21 protein-coding genes, 1 tRNA gene and 1 pseudogene are annotated in these 20,678 nt (G+C 74.1%); 10 read left to right on the forward strand and 13 right to left on the reverse strand.

All coding sequences use genetic code 11. The annotated features are described in order from the left end of the window. Positions 1-34: 34 nt before the first annotated feature. Together OG299_RS24970 and OG299_RS24975 are read right to left on the reverse strand one after the other, a co-directional pair. Positions 35-763: an ALF repeat-containing protein gene (locus tag OG299_RS24970; RefSeq protein WP_327362681.1), complete on the reverse strand. Its 729-nt coding sequence runs from the start codon at positions 761-763 to the stop codon at positions 35-37. Positions 764-893: 130 nt separating this feature from the next. Further along, complete coding sequence (locus tag OG299_RS24975) at positions 894-2,735, reverse strand: putative bifunctional diguanylate cyclase/phosphodiesterase (protein ID WP_327362682.1); 1,842 nt, start codon at positions 2,733-2,735, stop codon at positions 894-896. Between the two features lie 387 nt (positions 2,736-3,122). Here OG299_RS24975 and OG299_RS24980 point away from each other — a divergent pair, with 387 nt between their 5' ends. Further along, complete coding sequence (locus tag OG299_RS24980) at positions 3,123-4,316, forward strand: M6 family metalloprotease domain-containing protein (RefSeq protein WP_442817531.1); 1,194 nt, start codon at positions 3,123-3,125, stop codon at positions 4,314-4,316. Between the two features lie 59 nt (positions 4,317-4,375). Here the strand turns inward: OG299_RS24980 and OG299_RS24985 are convergent. Together OG299_RS24985 and OG299_RS24990 are read right to left on the reverse strand one after the other, a co-directional pair. Further along, positions 4,376-4,449 (reverse strand) — tRNA-Lys (locus OG299_RS24985). Beyond that, positions 4,440-5,046: pseudogene (locus tag OG299_RS24990) on the reverse strand (bifunctional DNA primase/polymerase). Before OG299_RS24990 ends, OG299_RS24985 begins: the two are co-directional and overlap by 10 nt. A 377-nt stretch (positions 5,047-5,423) precedes the next feature. Between OG299_RS24990 and OG299_RS24995 the strand changes: the two are divergent. Further along, a complete protein-coding gene (locus OG299_RS24995) occupies positions 5,424-5,690 on the forward strand; it encodes a hypothetical protein (RefSeq protein ID WP_327362685.1) in 267 nt (88 codons plus the stop codon). Positions 5,691-5,731: 41 nt separating this feature from the next. Here the strand turns inward: OG299_RS24995 and OG299_RS25000 are convergent, their stop codons facing one another. The 5 genes from OG299_RS25000 to OG299_RS25020 all read right to left on the reverse strand — a co-directional run bounded on the left by OG299_RS25000 (position 5,732) and on the right by OG299_RS25020 (position 11,125). Then, positions 5,732-6,082 carry a DUF8844 domain-containing protein gene (locus OG299_RS25000; RefSeq protein ID WP_266629035.1) on the reverse strand — a complete coding sequence of 117 codons (351 nt, stop codon included), beginning with the start codon at positions 6,080-6,082 and terminating at the stop codon, positions 5,732-5,734. 238 nt (positions 6,083-6,320) lie between these two features. Continuing rightward, on the reverse strand, positions 6,321-7,655 hold the full coding sequence (locus OG299_RS25005; RefSeq protein ID WP_327362686.1) for an AAA domain-containing protein: 1,335 nt from the start codon (positions 7,653-7,655) through the stop codon (positions 6,321-6,323). Then, positions 7,652-9,217, reverse strand: coding sequence for a hypothetical protein (locus OG299_RS25010; RefSeq protein WP_327362687.1), 1,566 nt, complete (start codon positions 9,215-9,217; stop codon positions 7,652-7,654). The genes OG299_RS25005 and OG299_RS25010 overlap by 4 nt, the downstream gene beginning before the upstream one ends. Next, a complete protein-coding gene (locus OG299_RS25015) occupies positions 9,205-10,350 on the reverse strand; it encodes a hypothetical protein (RefSeq protein WP_327362688.1) in 1,146 nt (381 codons plus the stop codon). Before OG299_RS25015 ends, OG299_RS25010 begins: the two co-directional genes overlap by 13 nt. Beyond that, positions 10,289-11,125 carry a phosphatase PAP2 family protein gene (locus tag OG299_RS25020; RefSeq protein ID WP_266629041.1) on the reverse strand — a complete coding sequence of 279 codons (837 nt, stop codon included), beginning with the start codon at positions 11,123-11,125 and terminating at the stop codon, positions 10,289-10,291. The genes OG299_RS25015 and OG299_RS25020 overlap by 62 nt, the downstream gene beginning before the upstream one ends. 135 nt (positions 11,126-11,260) lie before the next feature. On the opposite strand from OG299_RS25020, the gene OG299_RS25025 reads away from it, so the two are divergent. Then, a complete protein-coding gene (locus OG299_RS25025; RefSeq protein WP_266629043.1) occupies positions 11,261-11,857 on the forward strand; it encodes a histidine phosphatase family protein in 597 nt (198 codons plus the stop codon). Positions 11,858-11,923: 66 nt separating this feature from the next. After that, positions 11,924-12,097, forward strand: a complete 174-nt coding sequence (locus OG299_RS25030) for a VOC family protein (RefSeq protein ID WP_327362689.1) — start codon at positions 11,924-11,926, stop codon at positions 12,095-12,097. A gap of 47 nt (positions 12,098-12,144) precedes the next feature. Here OG299_RS25030 and OG299_RS25035 read toward each other — a convergent pair whose 3' ends face one another. Continuing rightward, the gene (locus OG299_RS25035; RefSeq protein ID WP_266629047.1) at positions 12,145-13,440 is read right to left on the reverse strand and encodes an NsdA family TPR-like regulatory protein; all 1,296 of its coding nucleotides are present in this window, start codon (positions 13,438-13,440) and stop codon (positions 12,145-12,147) included. Positions 13,441-13,715: 275 nt separating this feature from the next. On the opposite strand from OG299_RS25035, the gene OG299_RS25040 reads away from it, so the two are divergent. The 3 genes from OG299_RS25040 to OG299_RS25050 all read left to right on the forward strand — a co-directional run bounded on the left by OG299_RS25040 (position 13,716) and on the right by OG299_RS25050 (position 15,424). Further along, positions 13,716-14,192: a hypothetical protein gene (locus tag OG299_RS25040; RefSeq protein WP_266629048.1), complete on the forward strand. Its 477-nt coding sequence runs from the start codon at positions 13,716-13,718 to the stop codon at positions 14,190-14,192. After that, the gene (locus tag OG299_RS25045; RefSeq protein ID WP_443066183.1) at positions 14,183-15,088 is read left to right on the forward strand and encodes a spermidine synthase; all 906 of its coding nucleotides are present in this window, start codon (positions 14,183-14,185) and stop codon (positions 15,086-15,088) included. The genes OG299_RS25040 and OG299_RS25045 overlap by 10 nt, the downstream gene beginning before the upstream one ends. Before the next feature lie 129 nt (positions 15,089-15,217). Further along, positions 15,218-15,424: a cold-shock protein gene (locus tag OG299_RS25050; protein ID WP_266629049.1), complete on the forward strand. Its 207-nt coding sequence runs from the start codon at positions 15,218-15,220 to the stop codon at positions 15,422-15,424. A 10-nt stretch (positions 15,425-15,434) separates the two neighbouring features. On the opposite strand, the gene OG299_RS25055 is transcribed toward OG299_RS25050, so the two are convergent. Next, the gene (locus OG299_RS25055) at positions 15,435-15,971 is read right to left on the reverse strand and encodes a hypothetical protein (RefSeq protein WP_327362690.1); all 537 of its coding nucleotides are present in this window, start codon (positions 15,969-15,971) and stop codon (positions 15,435-15,437) included. Between the two features lie 79 nt (positions 15,972-16,050). Between OG299_RS25055 and OG299_RS25060 the strand changes: the two genes are divergently transcribed. The 3 genes from OG299_RS25060 to OG299_RS25070 all read left to right on the forward strand — a co-directional run bounded on the left by OG299_RS25060 (position 16,051) and on the right by OG299_RS25070 (position 18,975). After that, the gene (locus tag OG299_RS25060) at positions 16,051-16,740 is read left to right on the forward strand and encodes a response regulator transcription factor (protein WP_266629052.1); all 690 of its coding nucleotides are present in this window, start codon (positions 16,051-16,053) and stop codon (positions 16,738-16,740) included. 55 nt (positions 16,741-16,795) lie between these two features. Continuing rightward, on the forward strand, positions 16,796-18,181 hold the full coding sequence (locus tag OG299_RS25065; RefSeq protein ID WP_327362691.1) for a sensor histidine kinase: 1,386 nt from the start codon (positions 16,796-16,798) through the stop codon (positions 18,179-18,181). 119 nt (positions 18,182-18,300) lie between these two features. Continuing rightward, on the forward strand, positions 18,301-18,975 hold the full coding sequence (locus OG299_RS25070; RefSeq protein ID WP_327362692.1) for an NADPH-dependent F420 reductase: 675 nt from the start codon (positions 18,301-18,303) through the stop codon (positions 18,973-18,975). Between the two features lie 75 nt (positions 18,976-19,050). Here OG299_RS25070 and OG299_RS25075 read toward each other — a convergent pair whose 3' ends face one another. Further along, complete coding sequence (locus tag OG299_RS25075; protein WP_327362693.1) at positions 19,051-19,188, reverse strand: hypothetical protein; 138 nt, start codon at positions 19,186-19,188, stop codon at positions 19,051-19,053. 35 nt (positions 19,189-19,223) lie between these two features. Further along, on the reverse strand, positions 19,224-20,552 hold the full coding sequence (locus OG299_RS25080) for an MFS transporter (RefSeq protein WP_327362694.1): 1,329 nt from the start codon (positions 20,550-20,552) through the stop codon (positions 19,224-19,226). Positions 20,553-20,678 lie beyond the last annotated feature (126 nt).

The raw sequence follows: 20,678 nt of genomic DNA on the forward strand, positions 1-20,678 counted from the left end.
CGGCAGCCCCCTCGGCGGGGGCTGCCGCAGGCGGTCAGACCTGGTACTGGCCGACCGTGATGAAGTAGCGCAGCTCCTCGGGGGTACCGTCCACGACCTTCTGGGCCGCCGCGCGCAGGGCGTCGCTGATGCCGGGGCGGGCCAGGATCCGGCCGACGTCCACGCGGTCGTCCTCGGCCTGGGCCAGGCGCAGGCCGGTCTTCAGGAAGGCCGTGCGGTCGGCCGGGGTGCCGTTGAGGGCGGCGTTGGCCTCGCGCTTGACGGCCTTGCCGGTGGACGGGTTGGCGAACAGGATCCTGCCGATGGCGACCATGTTGTCTTCGTCCTGCGCCTTGGCGAAGCCGGTGGCCAGGAACGCGATGCGGTCGGCCGGGGTGCCGTCGAGGGCCGCGTTGGCCTCGCGGGTCACGCCCTTGCCCGGCTTACCGAACAGGATCTTGAGGATGGCGACCTTGTTGTCGTCGTCTTGGGCCTTCGCCAGGCCCGTCTTCAGGAAGGTGCGTACGTCCTCGGTGGTGCCGGCGAGCGCCTTGTTGGCCTCCTGGGTCACGCCCTTGCCCGGGTTGGTGGCAAGGATGCGGGTGACCTCGGCGCGCAGCTCGGCGTCCGACATGGTGTCGTACGGCGACTCGCCGGCCGTCACCGCCGCCACCTTGGCGGGCGCGGCGGCGGCCGAGCCGGCGGCGAGGGCCGGGGTGGCGAGCAGCAGGGCCGGAGCGAGAGCGCCGACGGTCAGGGCGAGCGCGGAACGGGTGAGCTTCATACTGGTGTTCCCCCACAAATCACGGAAGTTGGTCAAAGCCCTTCGCCCGGTGATCGTTTCAGGGGGATTTCGGTCTGTCCAACGCCCAAATGGTGCCAAAGTGACCGCAGAGCAGGGAAGCGGAATGCCGTTAGAGGCGGTTCTCCGCACCTGGCTTGGTGCCGATCATCTCGGCGATCAGCTCCGGGGCCACCGCCCGCGAGTACAGCCAGCCCTGGCCGGTGTCGCAGCCGACGCGCCGCAGCCGTGCCGCCTGTCCGGCGGTCTCCACGCATTCCGCGGTCACCGTCAGGCCGAGCCGGTGGGCGAGCTGGACCAGGGCTTCGACGATCGTTTCGTCGGCCGGGTTCGGGTGCGTCCCGTCCTCGTAGCGGAATCCCTTGACGAACGAACCGTCCAGTTTCAGAACTGATACGGGGAGCCGGCTCAGGTACGCCAGGTTCGAGTACCCGGTGCCGAAGTCGTCGATGGCGATCCGCACCCCCATGTCGCTCAGCGCCTGGAGGGCCTGCAGCGGCCGCCCGGCGGAGCCCATCACCGCCGACTCGGTCAGCTCCAGCTGGAGCAGCTGCGGGGCGAGTCCCGTCTCCGCCAGGATTCCCGCCACGTCGCCGACCAGGTCCGAGTCCCACACCTGCCGTACCGCCACGTTGACGGAGACGAAGACCGGGCAGTCGCTCGGCTGCTCGATCTGCCAGCGCCGGGCCTGCCGGCACGCGGTCCGCAGCACCCACCGCCCCAACTGGACGATGGAGCCGTCCTCTTCCGCAATTCCGATGAACCGATTCGGCGTCAGCGTGCCGAACTGCGGGTGGTTCCAGCGCACCAGGGCCTCCACCCCGCGCACCGCACCGCTCTCCAGGTCCACGAGCGGCTGGTACTCGAGCGCGAACTCGCCCCGCTCCACGGCCGGCCGCAGCGTCGAGCTGAGCGCCTGGCGGGTCATGCGGTGCGCGTTGCGCTCCGGGTCGAACAGCGTCCAGCGGGCCTTGCCGTCCGCCTTGGCCCAGTACAGGGTCGTGTCCGCGGCCTGCATCAGCCCGGTCGCCGAGGTCCCGTCCGTGGCCCGCTCCACGACGCCGATCGACGCCGAGACCGACAGCCGCTGCCCGGCGAGGTCGAACGGCTCCTGTACGGCGGCCAGTACGCTGCGCGCCAGGTCGGCGAGCTGCTCGGTGCCGGTGGAGTCCTCGACCAGCAGGGCGAACTCGTCGCCGCCGAGCCGCGCCACCAGGTGCCCGCCGGTGCGCCCGTACCCGGACTGGTCGGCGCACTGGGTCAGCCGGGCCGCGACGGCGGTCAGCAGCCGGTCCCCGACCCGGTGGCCCAGGGTGTCGTTGACGGCCTTGAACCCGTCGAGGTCGAGGTAACACAGGCCGATCCGCCCGGTGCCGCCCTGCTCGTACGAGGAGGCCTCCAGGGCGGCCGAGAGCCGCTCGAAGAACAGCGCCCGGTTGGGCAGCCGGGTCACCGGGTCGTGCATCTGGAGGTGCCGCAGCCGGGCCTGGAGGTCGCGGCGGTCGCTGATGTCGGCGACGGACAGCAGCACGTCCCGGGTGCCGGGCACGGGCCCGAGGGTGACCTCGGTCCACAGCGAGTGCCCGTCCGGGTGTTTGAGCCGGCGGGTGCAGCGCAGTCTGGCCTGCCGGCCGCGCAGCACCTCCTGGTAGGCCTGCCAGGTGCGGGCCTCGGCGCCCAGGTCGACCAGGTCGGCCGCGCACTGCTCGACCAGCGCGTGCGGCTCGGTGCCCAGCAGCCCGGCCAGCGCCGCGTTGGCGGCGACGACGTAGCCGGAGCGGTCGACGACGGCCATCGCCAGGTGGGCCGCGTTGAAGGCGGCCCGGTAATCGTGCAGCTCGGACTCGGTGCGGGGCGGCGACGTCGGCACGGCCGGCACCGCTTGGTAACGCTCCGTAATGGCCGATCGGATGCTGTCGGCCGCCGAACCGGTTCCCTCTGAGGTTCCGCTCACCGTTGGCTCCCGCAGTGCTCGTGAGTGTCCGTGCAGGAAAGTGTGCCGATCATAGAGGCACCGTACGGCCCTATCCAGCGGCGTCGCCGTGCGGGGCACGGGACTTCGGCGTGCTGACGCCTCGTCGGCGGGACCCCGGGCGATCGTTTCTGCACAGCTCTGAGCAGCGGAAGCCTCCCGTTGATCTCCCGTGATCGGTCGTGACGTTCTGTAGGCATGTGGGTGAACCCCGGGGTCACCGGCTTGCCGCGGTCCTCACTCGTGTGGGGCAGCGGAACAGGGCATTAGTAAGACAATCGCCTCAAGGTGGGACGAGATGGTACGAATCCACCACCGGAGGTCGATGTGCCGCGACAGCAGACACCCGGGGGAGTGGAACGCTCCCGCATGAAAAGCGCGGCGGCCGCGCTCACCTCCCTGACGGCGCTCGCCGCCATGTCGCTCGTCGCGGGTCCCGCGGTCGCCGTTCCGGGGGCCGCGCCGTGCGCCCTGACCCGTACGTCCGCACACCACTCCCTCGGCCTGGACACCTGGAACCGCGCCTACCCCAAGCCGGAGCGCACCCTCGACGCGGTCATGGTCTTCCTCTCCTTCCCGGACCACCGGACCACCCTGACGACCGAGCAGCTGACCGGCGACTACTTCCCCGCGACCGGCGACTTCTTCGAGCGGGCCTCGTACGGCAGGTTCCACCTGGTCCCGCACCCGCAGAAGCAGTGGATCCGAATGCCCAAGCCGTCCACGGCGTACGGGATACAGCGCGACTGGGCGGCCGAGGACCGGGCCGCGTACCTGCGGGACGCGGTCGCCGCCGCCGACCGGGAGGTGGACTTCTCCCAGTACGACGTCGTGTACTTCGTCGCCGACCCGGACGCGCCCGGAGTGGACTCGGACGCCACCAAGGTCGTCAACTTCGACCGGCCGATCAGGGCGGACGGGACGGACCTGCGGCGGATCGTGACCGTCTTCGAGCGCCACCCGCCGGACCGGAACGTGCTGGCGCACGAGACCGGCCACGTCTTCGACCTGCCCGACCTCTACCACCGGCCCACGGACGGCAAGGGCGACTGGGACACGCACGTCGGGGACTGGGACGTCATGGGCAGCCAGTTCGGGATGGCCCCGGACCTGTTCGCCTGGCACAAGTGGAAGCTCGGCTGGCTCGACGCGTCCCAGGTGGACTGCGTGCAGTCGGGCTCCTCGCTGCACACCCTGCTGCCGCTGGCGCAGGCCCCGGTGGCGGGCGCCACGGGCGGGACCCGGCTCGCCGTGATCCGTACGGGCACCGGCAGTGCGATCGCCGTCGAGGCGCGGGGGTCCGCCGGCAACGACGGGGACACCTGCACGGAGGGGGTCCTCGTCTACCGGGTGCGCAACGAAGCGGCGTCGGGCGGCGGGCCGATCGAGGTGCTCGACGGGCATCCGGACACGGAGGCGTGCTGGGACCGCTCGGTGTACCCGCCGCTGGCGGACGCACCGCTCGAGGTGGGGCAGACGTTCACGGTGCCGGGGGAGCGGATCAGGATCGAGGTGGCGGACCGCACCTCGTCGGGCGCGTACACGGTCAAGATCACCACGTAGGGCGGTTCTGCCGGAACACGAAGAAGGCCCCCACTTGCGTGGGGGCCTTCTTCCGTCTGTGCGCCGCCAGGGACTCGAACCCCGGACCCGCTGATTAAGAGTCAGCTGCTCTAACCAACTGAGCTAGCGGCGCTTGCTGACGAGGAAGACATTAGCAGGGAGATGGCCGGAAGGAAAAATCGATATCCGCAGCTCGGGCGGCGCGGACGTACGCCCACAGGAGGGCCTCGGGTCCGGGGAGCCAGGGGGTGCGGGTGTCGGGGGCGACGAGCCAGCGCGACGGCCCGGGGGTGGCGGCGAGCGGAGGCACGGTGACGGCGTCGCCGCGGCCGTGGCACAGGGGTGCGGGCGCCGAGCCGCCCCATTCTCCCCCTGACTTCGTCGGGGGGTCCCCCATCCAGGCGAGCAGCGCGGGGAGCCGGTGGGCGGTCCCGGTGGCGGCGAAGAGCAGCATCCGCCCGCGGTGCACGGCGACGGGCCCGGAGCCGGGGCCTTCGGCGCGCAGCAGGTCGAGCATGCGGCGCCCGAGGACGAGCGGGACGTTGACGACGTCGAAGGCGGTCCCGCAGGGCAGCGTGGCGGGGGCGGTGGCCCGGCCCTCCCAGAGGGCGAGGGTGCTGTGCGGATGTGCCGACGCGGAGGCGAGCCAGGCGGCGCCCTGGGGGGTGACGTGGGAGGCGGTGCGTGCGTCGGGGGTGGTGCAGGCGGGTGCCGTCGTCAGCGTCGTCATGTGGACCGGTCTACCGGGCGTAGCGATCCGGTTTCCGGGAGTTACGGAAAACCGGGACAGGGCGGGGGATGGTGGGCTATGTTGCGCCCCGCATATGCCAGGTGCGTCGAACGCCGCACCCGGCGCGAGGCGGCACGAGGGCGGCACGAGGGCGGCGCGGGGGCGGCGCGAGGGCGGCGCCCCCGGTCGCGAGTGCGTGCGTTCCGGAACTGTTCTAGCGTCGTATGGGCGGGGGTTCGCCCGCTCGGCCCGCCGGTGAGCCCGCTCTCCGGCACGGGGAATCCGGCCTCCGCCCTCGGGCGCGGCCCGGCCGCCGCCCCCGCGCGCGGTCCGGGACACCCGGGACCGCGGCACCGACCGAGAGCAGGTGCGTTCCCATGCGTCGTTCGGCTCGTATCCCCGGTGTCCTCGCCGCCCTGGCCCTCGCCCTGGGCGGCGTCGCCGTCGCTGCTCCGGCGGCCCACGCCGACATCGAGGCCTGCCAGAACATCGTCCAGCTGCAGGGTGCCGAGGTCACGGACGCCATCCGGATCGCGTGCTACGTGGGCCTCGTGGGAGACGAGGACGGCTGCGCCAAGGGGCTGACCCAGGCCGGCGTGGCGGGGATCGTCGCGACCGCGGCGTGCCGCGAGGCCCCCCAGTAGCCGAGCCGGCCCCGAGCCCGTCCCGAGCCCCCGGACACCCCCTAGGGAGCCTCCGGGCCTGCCTCGCGCTGGAGGGATTCGCCGAACTCGATCATCTTGCGCGCGTAGTCCTCGGTCCACTCCGCCTGCGCTGCGATCGCCGCCGGCGGCAGCCGGTCGAACCGGCGCGGATCGGCGAGCTGCGCCGCGGCCAGCGCCTGGAACTCCACCGCCCGGTCCTGGGCCGCCCGGAACGCGAGCGTCAGCTCGGTGGCGCGGGCCAGCAGCTCCCGAGGGTCCTCGATCGACTCGAGGTCGAAGAAGTGCTCCGGGTCCGTGGCGGCCTCCGAGGGCTCGAAGAGCAGCGGCGCGGGCCGCAGCTTCCGCTCGGTCGTCCGCTCGGGCTCTGCCATGCGTGTCCTCCTGCTGCGCGTTCGGGATCCTTCCGGGCCACCCTCCATTGTCCAACGCCGCGCAAGAGCGCCGCCCCTCAGGCCGCGACCGGCCGCTGCGCCGGCCCCACGGCGTCAGGGCTTGCGTGCCACGCGGTGCTCGGCCGGGTGCGCCAGGGCCGAATGATTCGCCTGCGAGCCGTCCGGCGGCCGTGGCACCGTCCCTGGCCCGGCGCCGGGTTCGGCGGGTCGATGCGGTTCACGGCCGCCATGCCACGCGGTGCTCCGCCAGGTGGGCCAGGAACGAGTGGTTCGCCTCCCAGCCGTCCGGGAACTTCATCGTCACCCCCAACTGGACCGGCTCCGTGGACGGATGGTCGTCCAGCAGTTCCGCTATCCCCGCCCGGGCCACGACCACGCAGGCGTGCCGGTGCCGCGAGGCCAGTACGCACAGGCGGCCCGTCTCCAGGTGGAACGCCGTCGCGTCCGGGCGGCCCGACAGCGGGTGGAGCACCACCGTGAGGTCGTACTCCCGCCCCTGGAGCCGGTTCGCGGTGTCCACCGTGACCCCGGCGACGCCCAGTTCCGCCAGGGCGGCGCGGACCGCCGCCGCCTGGTCGCGGTGCGCCGTGCCGACCGCGATCCGGTCGGCGGTCAGCGGGGCCGGGACCTCGGACTGCTCGTCCGCCGTCACCGCCCCCCGGTCCAGCGCCCGGCGGACCACCAGGGCCACCGCCCGCACGGCCTCCGGGTCGGTGCGCGGGGTGTGCCGCGCAGGCAGCTCCAACAGCCCCCAGCCCGACTCGGCGGCCTCGTCCAGCACCCGGTCCGGGCCCGAGCCGTCGCCCGCGACCCCGTACGACAGCCGCCGCTCGCCCGGGCCCGTACCGCTGCGGAACTGCGTGTACGGGTAGAACGCCCGCGAGACCAGCGGCGCGGCCGACGCCGGGAGCCGCCAGGACACCGGCAGCCGGTGCTGCGGCAGCTGCGGGTTGTGGGCCAGCAGGGTGCTGACGGCACTCGCCGAAGGGTCGTACGACAGCCCGGCCCACTGCTCTGCGCCGACCACGCTGAACGGGTCCAGCTGCCCCGGGTCGCCGACGAACAGCGCCCGCTCGAACAGCCCGGCCACGGCCAGCAGCGCGTCCGAGCGCATCTGGTACGCCTCGTCGACGATCGCGTGCTCCCAGGGCTCCGTGTCCTTCACGTACGCCCACTTCGCCGCCGTCGAAATGGTGATCGGCAGCTCGGCCAGGTCCCCCGGCTTCGCCGAGAGGGTGACCGAGGGCAGCTCGCGCAGCGCCGGGTCGTACGCGTCGCTGTCGCTGCTGTGCAGCCGGCCGACCTTCAGCTCCGGGTCTTTGTCGGCGAGCCGCAGCACCAGGTCGTCGACCTGCGCATTGGTCTGCGCGACCACCATCAGCCGGCGCCCGGCCGCGGCCAGCTCCCGGGCGGCCCGCACCACGAGCGTGGACTTGCCGGCCCCCGGCGGGGAGTCGACGACCACGCCGCGCTCGCTCCCGTGCAGGGTGTCGCGCAGGATGGCGGCGGTCGCCTCGGCGGCCGCGGCCCCCGGGTCGAATGCGGTGCTCACAGGATGTCCTCGTCCGTCACGGCGTCGGGAAGCGGAGCGGCGGTCGCGGATCCCGGCGGTCCGCCGTGCGTCCACGGGGTCTGCTCCGGCTCCGGCAGCTTCGGGCCGCCGCGCGCGTCGTGCTCGAACAGCGTCCAGCAGACCCGGTCGCCCTTGTCCGGCACCGAGCCCGGCTCCGGCTCCCGGCCGCGGCCCATCTTGTCCAGCAGCCGCAGCACGAGCCGGCCGTCCTCCTCGAAGCGGACGAACTGCGCCGCCTGCGGGCGGCCCTCCAGCGAGCGGAACACCTTGCCCCCGCCGCCCTCCGCGAGCTGCGGACGGTCCTCCGTGGCCACCGTCACCAGCGGGCGCGGACTCGGCCGCTTCGACTCCGTCCATTCCATCACCACCTCGGTGACCTCGCCCGCGAACGCCTCACCCGACAGCCGCCGGCCCGCCATCACCAGCGGATCGTCCAGCGCCTCCTGGGCGTCGAGCCGCACCTGCTCGGTCTCCCGCGTCGCCAGCTTCCGGGCCGCCGTCACCGCGTCGTCGCGGCGCGGCTGCGGAGGCTCGCCCGCCCGGACCCGGTCCCGGTGGCCGGTGTACGACCAGCGGTCGCGGGTCCAGCGCTCCTCGGCCCGCTCCCCGGGCGGCAGCGCGCGCAGCAGCTCCAGCGACTGCCACACCGCCGTCCAGGTCGGCCGCATCTGCTCCGCGACGAGCTCGCGGACGGCCGCCTCGGCGCGGTCCAGGGCCGGCCCGCCGCCCGCGGTGCGCGCCGCGTCGTAGCGGGCCATCGCCGGGGCGAGCAGCTTGTTGTCGAAGGCCGGGTCGGTGGCCGGTCCGGCGGGCGGGACCAGCAGCTGCCCGTCCCGGTCGCGGCCGAGTTCGGCCCGCAGGGCCGCCTCCGCGCCCGATTGCCCCTCCGGCGGGGCTATCCACGACAGGAGCGCGCCCAGGTGCTGGTCCTCCAGGTTGCTCTGGCCGGTGGCCCAGTGGCGCCCCAGCAGCTCCGTCGCCGAGAGCAGCATCGAGGCCCCCGGGACCCGGGAGCGCTCGCCGAGGTGCGTGAACCAGCGCCCCAGCAGCGGAACCCGGGTGGGCGCCGGATACGGGTTCTCCGGATCGTCCTCGGCCGTCCGCCGGAACCGCATCGACCGCCCCAGCAGCCGGACGTACTCGATGCCGGCCCGGCTCGGCACGACCACCTGGGGCGCGTCCAGGCACAGTTCGGCGGAGACCTTGCTCTTCGCGCCGGTCTCCGGGTCGGTCTCGGTCCGCTCCACGTACTCGACGTCGTCCGCGTACCCGTCCACGTACGGCAGGACCACGTCCGCCAGCTCCGCCAGGAACGCCCAGCGCAGGTCCCGGTCGCGCGGCTGCGCCACCACGAGGAGCCGCGGCTCGGCGGGATCCGTGCCGATCAGCGCGCCGAGCGGGGCCCCGGCCTCGCCCGCCGTCGTCAGGGGTACGAGGACCAGCGGGCGCTCGCTCAGATGCCGGTGGCGTACGGTCGCCAGCGCCCGCGCCCGGCCCGCCCGGACGGCTTCGAGGCGCGCGAGGGTGTTCAGGAGGGACATGCGGCCGCCTCCAGGGCCTCGGCGCGCAGCCGGGCCGCCTGGTGCAGGGCGGCCGCGGTCGGGTCGTCGGGGCACCCGCCGCCGGCGGCGGCCGCGAGGGCCTCCTCGACGGTGGTGAGCGCGCCGAGCTCCCCCCGTACGGAGCGGCCGAGGGCGGTCACCTCGGCGGCGGCGCGGGCCCGCTCCCGGCAGTGGAAGGCCAGTTCGCAGGCGGCCAGGCACTCGGGGGCGTAGGCGGCGGAGACGGCCGAGACCGCCTCGGTCAGCTCCCCGGCGGGCCGCGCCGGGTCGAAGCTGAGCCCCTCGGGCAGGGCCGCGGCCAGCTCCTCGACCCGCGTCAGCCTCTCCAGCTGGCGCCGGGTCACGGCGCGCTCCCGGCGGACGTCGACGGGCGCGGCGGTCGGCAGGTTGGAGAAGTCCTTCGGGCAGACGAGCAGCACGGTGTGCCCGACCACGGCGGAGGCCAGTTTCTCGGCGGTGTTCTCCAGGGCCAGGACGTACACGGCGGCCTGCCGGGCGGCGGCGCCCACCTTCGCGGGATCGGCAGCCCCGTCGATCAGCGGGAACGATTTGATCTCCACGACGGTCCAGCGGCCGTCGGGGTGCACCACGACGGCATCCGGCTCCAGATAGGCGGGGGTGCCCGCCACCTCCAGGGCCAGCATCGGGTGGTCCAGCAGGGTCCAGGCCCCGGTGGCGGCCCCGGCGGCGGTGGCCTCGCGCAGGGCGAGCGCGGTGCGCGCGGCGCGGCCCTCGGGCCCGGCGGCGGTCAGGTCGGGGACGCGGGCGCCCGGGCCGGGCGGTTCGGCTCCGGCGCCCAGGTGCCGGTGGACCAGCTCCAGCAGGGCGGCTCCGCCGTCGCCCTTGACCCTGGCCTCGAAGGAGTTCCCGCGGACGATGGCGAACTGCGACTGGCCGAAGGCGGCGGGCGAGCCGAGGGCCGCGGCCAGGGCGGTCTTGTCCACGCCGGCGCCGTCGAGCAGGGCCCGTCTGCCGCATCCGGGGTTGGCGGCGAGCGCCGCCAGCGCGCGGGCGTCGAGCGGGCGGGGCGGCACGGCGGGGCCGCGCAGGTCAGCGAGCCGCTGCCGCAGAGTCGTCTTCCGGGGCGGGCCGCTGGGCGGGTAGGAGCTCACGGGCGGAAGTGTCCCATCCGCCACTGACAATCGTGGTCTTACCGCGGAAACCGGCCGTACGAGAGGACAGTCGGCGTGCGATCGCGTACCCGGCGGCCATCACGGCGGCTCCGGCGGCCGCGTCCAGGAAGTAGTGGTTGGCCGTGCCCATGACCACGAGCGTGGTGACGGCGGGATAGGCGATGCCGAGCGCCCGCAGCAGCGGGTGGCGCCCGTGCCGCCACAGCAGGACCCCGCACCACAGGGCCCAGCCGACGTGCAGGCTCGGCATGGCCGCGTACTGGTTGGTCAGGCCCCCGAGCCCGCGCGGCGCACTGGCCTCGGCGCCCCACCAGCCGTACGCGCTGTACTGGGCCATCGTGTCGGTGAACCCGTACGCGGTGTCCAGCAGCCGGGGCGGGCAGGTGGGCATCAGGCTGAAGCCGACGAGCCCGAGGAGGGTGGAGGCCACCAGCCAGGTGCGGGCGCTGCGGTAGTGCTGCGGCCGGCGCAGGTACAGCCAGACCAGTACGGCCGGGGTGACGAGGTAGTGCAGGGAGGCGTAGACGAAGTCGGCGGGTATGCCGAGCAGTCCCTGGTGGGAGAACATCCGGTTGAGCGGCCGTTCGAAGTCGATCCCCAGCAGCTCCTCCGCCCGGAGTATCGAGAGGCCGTGGCCGACGGCGAGGTGCACGTCGCCCCGGGCGAGGAGTCTGCCACCGGTGTACGCGCCGTAGACGAGCCCCAGGAGCAGCAGTTCGGCCCACCAGCGGGTGGGCTTCTGCCGATCAGTCATACGGTGTAGGACGCTTGTGCGACAGGGTGGGTTGCCTGGTGTTCATGTGATGGATGATGGACGGACGACGCAATCGCCCGAACCATCACAAAAGCACGCGAATCATTACGCCCTTACGTACCGGGAGAATCTCCTATGGCCCCCCGAATCCTCCTGGCCCGTCACGGCCAGACGGCGTGGTCCCAGCTCGGCAAGCACACGGGACGCACGGACGTGCCCATGCTGGAGGAAGGCAAGCGGGGCGCGAAGCTGCTCGGCGAGCGGCTGGCCCGCGCCCCGTGGAACGGCCTGCCCGGCGTGGAGGTCCGCACCAGCCCGCTGGTCCGCGCGAGCGAGAGCTGCGACCTGGCGGGCTTCGGCGCCCAGGCGGAGCCGTGGGACGCGCTGATGGAGTGGGACTACGGCGACTACGAGGGCATGACCCCGGCCGAGATCCAGGCGGTCCGCCCGGGCTGGCTGATCTGGCGCGACGGCGTCCCGGGCGGCGAGTCCGTCGCCGATGTCGCGGCCCGCGCGGACGAGGTGGTCGCCTGGGCCCGTGCGGCCGAGCGCGACGTGCTGGTCTTCGCCCACGGCCACATCCTGCGCACCCTGGCCGCCCGCTGGCTCGGCTTCGAGGCCTCCTTCGGCGCCCGCATCCGCCTGGAGCCCGCCTCCCTCTCGGTCCTGGGCTGGGCGTACGGGGCCCCCGCGCTGGAGCGCTGGAACGACACGGGCCACCTGGACGGCTGACAGCAGCCCGAAGTCCCGTACCGGGGAGGGTGGTTGAGGGATCGATGCGGCTGCGAGGACGGGGCCGTGACGATCACATCCGTGGTAGTGCGGCGTCGTGTGGCCGACCTGGACGCGGTCGTCGCGCGGGGCGAGGCGCCCGGCGCCGAGGTCGTCGCGGCGCCCGCCGACACGCCGAACGGGCGGCGGGCCGTGCTCCGGCACCCCGACGGCGCGGTGTACGAGTACGTCAGCGGCTGACCGGATCGGGGACGGCCGGGCCGGGGCCGGTCAGGCCGTGCGGCCCGTCAGGCCGTGGCGTGGCGGGTCAGGAAGTCCGCCACGCGCGGGCTGCGCTGGTGCGGGACCAGGATGCGGGCCGTCCCCGACAGCATGGACCGGATCCGGGTGGACTGGACCTCGGCGAGCAGGTCCAGGACCCGCCCGCCCGCCCATGCCGCCTCGTCCGGGGCGCCGGCCCGGGCCAGGTCGTCGGCCAGCTCGGCGGTGTAGAGGGCCACGTTCCGGGCGAAGTGCGGATCCTGGAGGTCCGCCGCGCGGCGGGCGTGCCGGGCCGCACGGGCGTGCTCCCCGAGCGCCGCCCAGCACCGCGACTCCAGGGACTCCAGCTCGGCCTCGCCGAAGAAGGACATCCACTCCGGGTCCGCGCCCGCCGCGCCGCGGGAGAACTCCGTGTGCGCCCGGGTCAGCGCCTCCTCGCAGGCCTTGCGGTCCGCCAGGCCCGCCCAGCCGCCCGCCTCGCGCAGGGCGAGCAGCGAGAGCAGCCGGGGGGAACCGAGGGAGCGGGCGGCGCGGCGGCCCGCCTGGGCCGCCCGTACCGACTCGCGCGGCCGCCCGCAGTCCCGGGCCAGGAAGGCCATGTTGCTGAACGCGTGCGCCTCCAGGCCCGCGTCCCCCGCGACCCGGGCCGTCGCCAGGGCCTCCGCGTAGTGCGAGCGGGCGTCCTCGAAGCGGCCGGAGTCGTGGGCCAGCCAGCCCACCGAGATGGCCAGTTCACCGGCGCCCGCGTGCAACCGGTCCTCGGTGGACTGCCGGGCGGCTCCCGCGTCCAGCAGCGCGTACGCGGCGCGCAGGGGTTCGGCGGCCCTGCGGTACAGGGCGTCGGCCCCGTGCCGGTCGTCCAGCAGCCGGATCTGGCGTACGGCCTCCTCGACCGCCGCCGCCTCGGACTCGCCGGCCCGGGAGGGCGGCCGACGGGTGTCGCCGAGCAGGGGGAGGCCGATCGTCGCGGCCGCCACGGTCGCGGAGCCGCCCGCCATGAACGCGCGACGCAGCACGTCGCTCTCCTTGTGGGTGAAGGGGCCGGTGCGCTGCGCCGACCGGCCGCGCACCGCCTCGCGCGGGGAGAAGCCCAGATCGGCCAGGGTCCGGCCGGGGAACATGTGGAGGAAGACCCGCTCGTACGCGTAGTTGGGGCAGCGGATCTCGCCGGACTCGACCCGGCCGATGTAGCGGGCGTCGCAGGAAACCGTTTCTCCGATCTCCTTCGCGGCCCGGCGCACCATGGCTGCGAACTCGGCCGGGGAGTGCTGCCCGCGCAGCCGCCGGAACGTCTGATTGGGTGAGTGGGGGAACGCCGCCATGGACGTGGCCTCTCTGGCAAGGGACGCACCGCCGGTACCGCGGGATGGAGCCGGGCCCGGCGCGCATGAACGTACCGCCAGCGGCGGGCGACTCATGCGGTGTTTGGCTACAAAAGGGATATCTCACCCGCGATCCGCCATGAACTGCCATCCTTTGCAGCGTCTTGCCGCCGCACCCGTTGACGTTTTGGCGCGTTGAGCCCATGCGGGGTGTGAGCTGACTCCCGCCCCGCTCGTACGCGGATCGAGGAGGGGTTCCCTTGGTGGAGGGCGGCATGGAGAGCACTGGAATGAACACCGCGCCCGCGTCTTCGGGCGCGACCCCCGTCCCGGCCGTCGCGGCCGCCCCGGGTGTCGTGACCGTCGCGGTCGCAGCGGTCGTCGTCCCGGCGGAGGCGCCGGACCTGGTCACCGTGCCCACCCGGCAAGGCCTGGAGGCCGTGGACATCATCCGCCGCGCCGCCAGCCTGGCCGGCGGGGTCGGCCCCGTGCTGCACGACGGGTCCGGCGACACCCTCGGCTTCCTGGTCCCGCCCGGCACCGCCGACGCCTGGGACCTGCCGGGCAGCGCGTGCACCCAGACCAACGGGCGCGGCATGCGCTTCGGTGACGTCGACGTGTCACCCACCGCCGGTGACACCGGTTGGCTGCTGCCCCCGGAGGCCGTCGGTCCGGTCACCGACCCGGAGGTGCTGCGCGCCGCGCTCGGGGAGGCGGCCCGCCTCATCGAGGCGGCGGACAACTGCCGCTGACCGGCGACAATGGGGTGGTGGCAGGCAAGGGCAGAGGCAGCAGCAGAGCGCGCGGGCGCGGTACCTCCGAGGCGGTCGTCGGGCAGGTGGGCGGCGGCACGGCGGAGCTGGCTCCCGACCGCGAGCGCGCGGACGCCTGGACCCTGCTCATCGACGGAGCCCCGCAGTCGCATGTGGACCTGGCCGATCCGGGGTACCTGGACTTCGCGTACCAGCGGCGGATCGGCCACCTGATCGACCTCGTCGCGCCCGCCCGGCAGCCCCTGAACGTGGTGCACCTGGGCGGCGGCGCCTTCACCCTCGCGCGCTACACGGCCGCCGCCCGCCCCCGCTCGACCCAGCAGGTCGTGGAGATCGACGCCGCGCTGGTGGCCTTCGTACGGGAGCACCTGCCGCTGGACCCGCAGGCGCGGGTCCGGGTCCGGGCGGTGGACGCGCGGGCGGGCCTGGCCAAGGTGCCGGACGGCTGGGCGGACCTGGTGATCGCGGACGTGTTCAGCGGTGCGCGCACCCCGGCGCACCTGACCAGCGCCGAGTTCCTGGACGACGTACGCCGCGCCCTCGCGCCGGGCGGGTGGTACGTGGCCAACCTCGCGGACGGTCCGCCGCTCGCGCACCTGAAGGGCCAGATCGCGACGGCCGCGTCCCGCTTCGAGCACCTGGCGCTGGCCGCCGACCCGGTGGTGTGGCGGGGGAAACGGTTCGGCAATGCGGTGCTGGCGGCCGCCGACCGGGAGCTGCCGGTCGCCGAGTTCACCCGCAGGGTGGCGAGCGACCCGCATCCCGGCCGGGTCGAGCACGGCCGGGCCCTCGCCGACTTCGCGGGCGGAGCGGCCCCGGTCGCCGACGCCTCGGCGGTGGCCTCGCCCGAGCCCCCGCCGTCCGTCTTCCGCTGAGGGGTCGTGACCTGCCGCGACACGCCCTCGTTCGGATGACCTTGCGCTCCGAACGCCGCGGGGGCGGGTAGGTCTTCGTCTCGGACGCCCCGTCGGGCGAGCGGGTATCGACAACAGGGAGACAGCGGCATGGCTTACGGCATCGTCAAGTGGTTCAACGCGGAGAAGGGATTCGGGTTCATCGCGCCCGAGGACGGCAGCGCGGACGTCTTCGCCCACTACAGCGAGATCCAGTCGGGCGGGTTCAGGGAGCTCCAGGAGAACCAGAAGGTCGAGTACGACCTCGGCCAGGGCGCGAAGGGCCCGCAGGCGACGAACATCAAGGTCATGTCCTGACGCGCGCAGGCTAGCCCTCGTACGTCTCCACCAGCGGCGGGTGGCCGTTCCAGGTGCAGAAGACCGACATCTCCCGGCCCGCCTTGGTGAAGGTGACCCGGATCCAGTACGGCTGCTTCCACACCTGCATCTGCCAGCCGGCGTCCGGCGTCGCCGAGACCAGCTCGGCCGAGGACGTTGCGAGGTCGAAGACCACCCGGCCACCCGTGACCGGATAGGCCTTCACCTTGCCCGGATCCCCGCCGTCGCCCTGCTGCTCCTCCGGGCGCGGGCTCGGCGGGGCCGCCTTCTGCGCGGGCTTCGCGGAGGAGGCGGCGGCGGAGGGTGACGCCGAGGGGGACGGGGAGGGGGAGTCCGGGGCCGGTTCGGGCGACGGCGCCGCCGCGCTGTGCGTCGAGGAGGACAGCGGCTGCGTGGTCAGCGGCACCGCCAGCGGCGGATCGTAGGCCGTTCCGGACATGACGGTGTGCACGCCCCACCAGGACAGCGTCACCGCCGCCCCGGTCGCCAGCGTCCAGGCGAGAGCATGAACAAGTCCTCGGTGCATCAGGGCACATACTGCACCACTCGCCCCAGAGGCGTCCCGACACCCCGCGTGGTCCCCCGAATGGACTACGGTGCCGCCCATGGCAAGTGTGCTCGTGGTCGAGGACGACCAGTTCGTACGTTCCGCCCTGATCCGGCACCTGACCGAGGCCTCGCACACCGTGCGGAGCGTCGGTACGGCCCTCGAGGCGCTGCGCGAGGTCGCCCACCACCGGTTCGACGTGGTCATCCTCGACCTCGGGCTGCCCGACCTCGACGGGTCGGAGGCGCTCAAGATGCTGCGCGGCATCACCGACGTACCGGTGATCATCGCCACCGCGCGCGACGACGAGGCCGAGATCGTCCGGCTCCTCAACGACGGCGCCGACGACTACCTGATCAAACCCTTCTCCGTGGAGCACCTCTCCGCCCGGATGTCCGCCGTCCTGCGCCGCGCCCGCGCAGCCGCCGGGGCCGAACCGCCCTCGCGGGTCCTGCGGGTGGGCGGGCTGGCCATCGACCCGCTGCGGCGGCAGGCCGAGCTGGACGGGGCCGTGCTGGACCTGACCCGGCGGGAGTTCGACCTGCTGGCCTTCCTCGCCGGGCGGCCCGGGGTGGTCGTGGCCCGGCGCGAGCTGCTCGCCGAGGTCTGGCAGCAGTCGTACGGGGACGACCAGACCATCGACGTACACCTGTCCTGGCTGCGTCGCAAACTGGGCGAAACGGCTGCCAGCCCCCGCTATCTGCACACCCTGCGGGGGGTCGGCGTCAAGCTCGAGCCGCCCCGGTGAACGCGGTGAACGCCGCGGTGAACCTGGTGGGCGCGGTGGGGGCGGAGCGCGCGCGATGAGATGGGCGCTGGTCAAGGTGTGCCTCGCGGTCACGGCCATGGTGGTCGTGGCCTTCGCCGTGCCGCTCGGGCTGGTCGTCCAGGAGATGGCCAGCGACCGGGCCTTCTCCAATGCCGAGCGGCAGGCGGCCACCATCGGGCCGACCCTGTCCATCACCACCGACCCGGTGCAGCTGCGCAAGGCCGTGGAGTCCACGCAGATGGGCGCGGCCCAGCGGATGGCGGTCCACGTGCCCGCGATCGGCGGCAGCGCGCCGGTGGAGATCGGCACCGGCCGGGCCGGGGCGCACGCCGTCGCGGAGACCCGGCGGATGGGCCGGGCGATGACGGCGCCGCTGGCCGGCGGCGGTTCGGCGCTGCTCCAGCCGACCGCCCTCGGGTCGGGGGACATCGCCGTCGTGGAGATCTTCGTACCGGAGAGCGAGGTCAGCAACGGCGTCGCGACGGCCTGGGTGGTCCTCGCGGGCGTCGGACTGGCGCTGATCGTGGGCTCGGTGGCGGTCGCCGACCGGCTCGGCGCCCGGCTGGTGCGGCCGGCGGAGAGGCTCGCGGATGCCGCGCACCAGCTGGGGGAGGGCCGGCTGGGGGCGCGGGTGCCGGAGGACGGGCCGAAGGAACTGCGCTCGGCGGCCGTCGCGTTCAACTCGATGGCGGACCAGGTGGTGGAACTCCTCGCCAACGAGCGGGAGCTGGCCGCCGACCTCTCGCACCGGCTGCGGACGCCGCTGACGGTGCTGCGGCTCAACACGGCCTCGCTCGGCGACGGGCCGGCCGCGGAGCAGACCCGGGCGGCGGTGGAACAGCTGGAACGGGAGGTCGACACGATCATCCGTACGGCCCGTGAGCAGCGCGCACCCGCGGCCGCCGCGGGCGGGGCCGGGGCGGGCTGCGACGCCTCGGAGGTGATCCGCGACCGGATGGACTTCTGGTCGGCGCTGGCGGAGGACGAGGGCCGCGAGGTGCGGCTCGCGGGCGTGGACCGTACGGTACGGCTCCCGGTCGCCCGGCCGGAGCTCGCGGCCGCCCTCGACGCCCTGCTCGGCAACGTGTTCCGGCACACCCCCGAGGGCACCCCGTTCGCGGTGGACGTCCACGACGCGGGGGACGCGGTCATCGTGCTCGTCTCGGACGCAGGGCCCGGCATAGCCGATCCGGACGCGGCGCTGCGCCGCGGCAACGACGGCGGGCGGGACGGCTCGACGGGCCTCGGCCTGGACATCGTGCGCCGGGTCGCGGAATCGACGGGCGGCGACGTGCGGATCGGCCGCTCGATGCTCGGCGGGACCGAGGTCAGGGTGTGGATCGCCCTCGACGACCGGGTGCGGGGCGGCGCGGGCGGCGTGCGGACGCGCCGCGGCCGCCGCAAGCGCCGCGGCGGCTGACGGGCGGTTCACCGGTTTGCCGGTTCGCCCGGTTCGCCGGACTTCGCCCATGGCGGGCGCGGGCGGCATACCGTACGGAGTGGTTGGTTGTCCTTCCCCCGAACGGAATGGAACTGGTCATGCGCTACGCAGTCCTCGGCACCGGGATCGTCGGCCGAACGGTGGCCGGCCGCCTCGTCTCGCTCGGACACGAGGTGGTCATCGGCACCCGGGACCCCCGGGCCACCCTCGCCCGCACCGAGTACGCCGAATGGCAGGAGGCCCACCCGCAGGTCGGCCTCGCCTCCTTCCCGGAAGCCGCCCGGCAGGGCGAGGCCCTGGTCAACGCCACCGGCGGGCAGGTCAGCGTCGCCGCCCTGACGGAGGCGGACGCCGCGCACCTGGACGGCAAGGTGCTGATCGACATCGCCAACCCGCTGGACTTCTCCCAGGGGTTCCCGCCCACCCTCGACCCGGTGGACGACGACAGCCTGGGCGAGCTGCTGCAGCGGACGTTCCCGCGGCTGCGGGTGGTCAAGACGCTGAACACGATGAACTGCCGGATCATGGTCGAACCGGCGCGCGTGCCGGGCGAGCACACCGTGTTCCTCTCGGGCGAGGACGCCGACGCCAAGAAGTCCGTACGCGAGCTGCTGTACTCCTTCGGCTGGCCGGAGGCGAGCGTCCTGGACCTGGGCGGCATCGAGACGGCCCGCGGCACCGAGATGCTCCTCCCCATCTGGCTCCGCCTGATGGGCACCCTCGGCCACACGGACTTCAACTTCCACATCCAGGGCGCGCAGCAGGGCGGCTGAGGGCCCGTCCCGGATGGGCGCCGAGCTGTTGCCGGTCGCGGTGGGCGCGCCGAGTGTGGGCCCTGACGGAAGGAGTCAGGCATGAAAGTCATGCTCAGGGCGCACATGGACACGGCCGCCACCAATGAGGCCATCAAGACCGGTGCCCTCCCGCTCGCCGTGAAGAAACTCATGGACACGGTCAAGCCCGAAGCCGCCTACTTCGGTCTCCATGAGGGGGTCCGGTCCTGCTGGATCGTCTTCGACCTTCAGGAGAGTTCGGATCTGCCGCCGCTGCTGGAAGACCTGTTCGGGCAGAACGCGGAGGTGGAGGTGGCTCCGGTGATGGACGCGGCCGGACTGGCCAAGGGCCTCGCGGCGACGTCCGGTTCACCCGGCTGAGACCGGGCCCCCCGGCCGGCGGCCGCCCACGCGAGCACCGCGGAGGCGGCCGCCGCCGCGCACGACACGGCGAATGCGGCCCGGTGCCCGTATGCCCCCGCCAGCGGCCCGGCGGCCGCGGCGGCCAGCGCCTGACCGACGATCAGGCCGCTGCCCACCACGGTCATGGCCTCGCCCATGCGCTGCGCCGGGCCCGCCCGCTCGACGAGCCCGAACAGCGCGATCAGGTGCGGGGCCACGGCCAGCCCGATGCCGGCGACGGCCAAAGTGGCGCCGAGCAGCCCCGACACGGCGAGCAGCGGCAGCGTGAGCAGCGCCTGTACGCCGATGGTGCGGCGCAGGCGTACGGCCAGGTCCGCGGACGCGGGGCGGGCGATCGTCACGAAGCCGGCGATCGAGCTGGTCACGGCCATGGCCGCCCACACCAGCCCGGCCGTTCCCGGCTCGCCCAGCGACTCGGCGAGCGCGTTGACCCCGGTGTTGGCCCCGCTCCACGCGGCGCCCTGCAACACGGCCATCGCGCACAGCAGCGCGAGCTGCGGCGACCACAGTCGTACGTCGGCACGTGCATCGGCATCCGGTGCGCCGAGGGGGCCGGGCGCGGTCGGGTGGACGGCGAACAGGGTCCCGAAGAGCAGGATCAGCCCGGCGGCGAGCACGAGCGCGGAGGCCGGGTGCACGGTCACGGCCAGGATCCCGGCGAGCGCGGGCCCGACCACGAACCCGACCTCGTCGAGGGTGGTGTCGAAGGACAGGGCCGTACCGATCAGGGCCTTGTCCTCGCCCGCCAGGTGCGCCCAGCGGGCCCGGGCCAGCGGGCCGACCTGGGGCACGGTGAGCCCGGCGGCGACGGCGAAGGCCAGCCGGGCGGGCAGCGACAGCCCGCCGAGGACGGCCGCGACGAGGGCCGCCAGGACGGCGGCGTTCGCGACGCAGGCGACGAGCAGCACGGGGCGGTGGCCGCGGCGGTCGGCGAGTCGGCCGATGACCGGGCCGCCGAGGGCCTGGCCGAGCCAGAGGGCGGCCGCGACGGTGCCGGCGTCGCCGATTCCGTCGCGTTCGTTGATGAGCAGGAGCGTCCCGATGGGGCACAGCGCGGCGGGCAGCCGCGCGAGGAACGCGTAGACGGGCAGGGCGCTGCCGCCGAGTGCGAACACTCCGCGGAAGCCGCCGGGGGCGGCGTCGGATCCGGACACGGACAACCTCCATCCGCACGCCGACCCTCCCGTGTCTCCGGCGCGCACCGTTGCCCGTCAGGCAGGACCGTAGCCGCGGAATGCCGGCTTCGGCAGACCCGCGTGCCCGCCCGGGGGAGGCGGGGT

Source organism: Streptomyces sp. NBC_01296, from assembly GCF_035984415.1.
Lineage (GTDB): Bacteria > Actinomycetota > Actinomycetes > Streptomycetales > Streptomycetaceae > Streptomyces.

What these genes read in the sequence shown, in the direction of transcription:
- OG299_RS25000 (WP_266629035.1), bottom strand. Translation starts at nt 6,082, where the DNA reads ATGGCAGAGCCCGAGCGGACGACCGAGCGGAAGCTGCGGCCCGCGCCG.
- OG299_RS25055 (WP_327362690.1), bottom strand. Translation starts at nt 15,971, where the DNA reads ATGCACCGAGGACTTGTTCATGCTCTCGCCTGGACGCTGGCGACCGGG.
- OG299_RS25025 (WP_266629043.1), top strand. Translation starts at nt 11,261, where the DNA reads ATGGCCCCCCGAATCCTCCTGGCCCGTCACGGCCAGACGGCGTGGTCC.
- OG299_RS25020 (WP_266629041.1), bottom strand. Translation starts at nt 11,125, where the DNA reads ATGACTGATCGGCAGAAGCCCACCCGCTGGTGGGCCGAACTGCTGCTC.
- OG299_RS25050 (WP_266629049.1), top strand. Translation starts at nt 15,218, where the DNA reads ATGGCTTACGGCATCGTCAAGTGGTTCAACGCGGAGAAGGGATTCGGG.
- OG299_RS24980 (WP_442817531.1), top strand. Translation starts at nt 3,123, where the DNA reads ATGAAAAGCGCGGCGGCCGCGCTCACCTCCCTGACGGCGCTCGCCGCC.
- OG299_RS25075 (WP_327362693.1), bottom strand. Translation starts at nt 19,188, where the DNA reads ATGGAGACCGAAGTAGGCGGCTTCGGGCTTGACCGTGTCCATGAGTTT.
- OG299_RS24970 (WP_327362681.1), bottom strand. Translation starts at nt 763, where the DNA reads ATGAAGCTCACCCGTTCCGCGCTCGCCCTGACCGTCGGCGCTCTCGCT.
- OG299_RS25070 (WP_327362692.1), top strand. Translation starts at nt 18,301, where the DNA reads ATGCGCTACGCAGTCCTCGGCACCGGGATCGTCGGCCGAACGGTGGCC.
- OG299_RS24995 (WP_327362685.1), top strand. Translation starts at nt 5,424, where the DNA reads ATGCGTCGTTCGGCTCGTATCCCCGGTGTCCTCGCCGCCCTGGCCCTC.
- OG299_RS25040 (WP_266629048.1), top strand. Translation starts at nt 13,716, where the DNA reads ATGGAGAGCACTGGAATGAACACCGCGCCCGCGTCTTCGGGCGCGACC.
- OG299_RS25060 (WP_266629052.1), top strand. Translation starts at nt 16,051, where the DNA reads ATGGCAAGTGTGCTCGTGGTCGAGGACGACCAGTTCGTACGTTCCGCC.
- OG299_RS25035 (WP_266629047.1), bottom strand. Translation starts at nt 13,440, where the DNA reads ATGGCGGCGTTCCCCCACTCACCCAATCAGACGTTCCGGCGGCTGCGC.
- OG299_RS25065 (WP_327362691.1), top strand. Translation starts at nt 16,796, where the DNA reads ATGAGATGGGCGCTGGTCAAGGTGTGCCTCGCGGTCACGGCCATGGTG.
- OG299_RS25010 (WP_327362687.1), bottom strand. Translation starts at nt 9,217, where the DNA reads ATGTCCCTCCTGAACACCCTCGCGCGCCTCGAAGCCGTCCGGGCGGGC.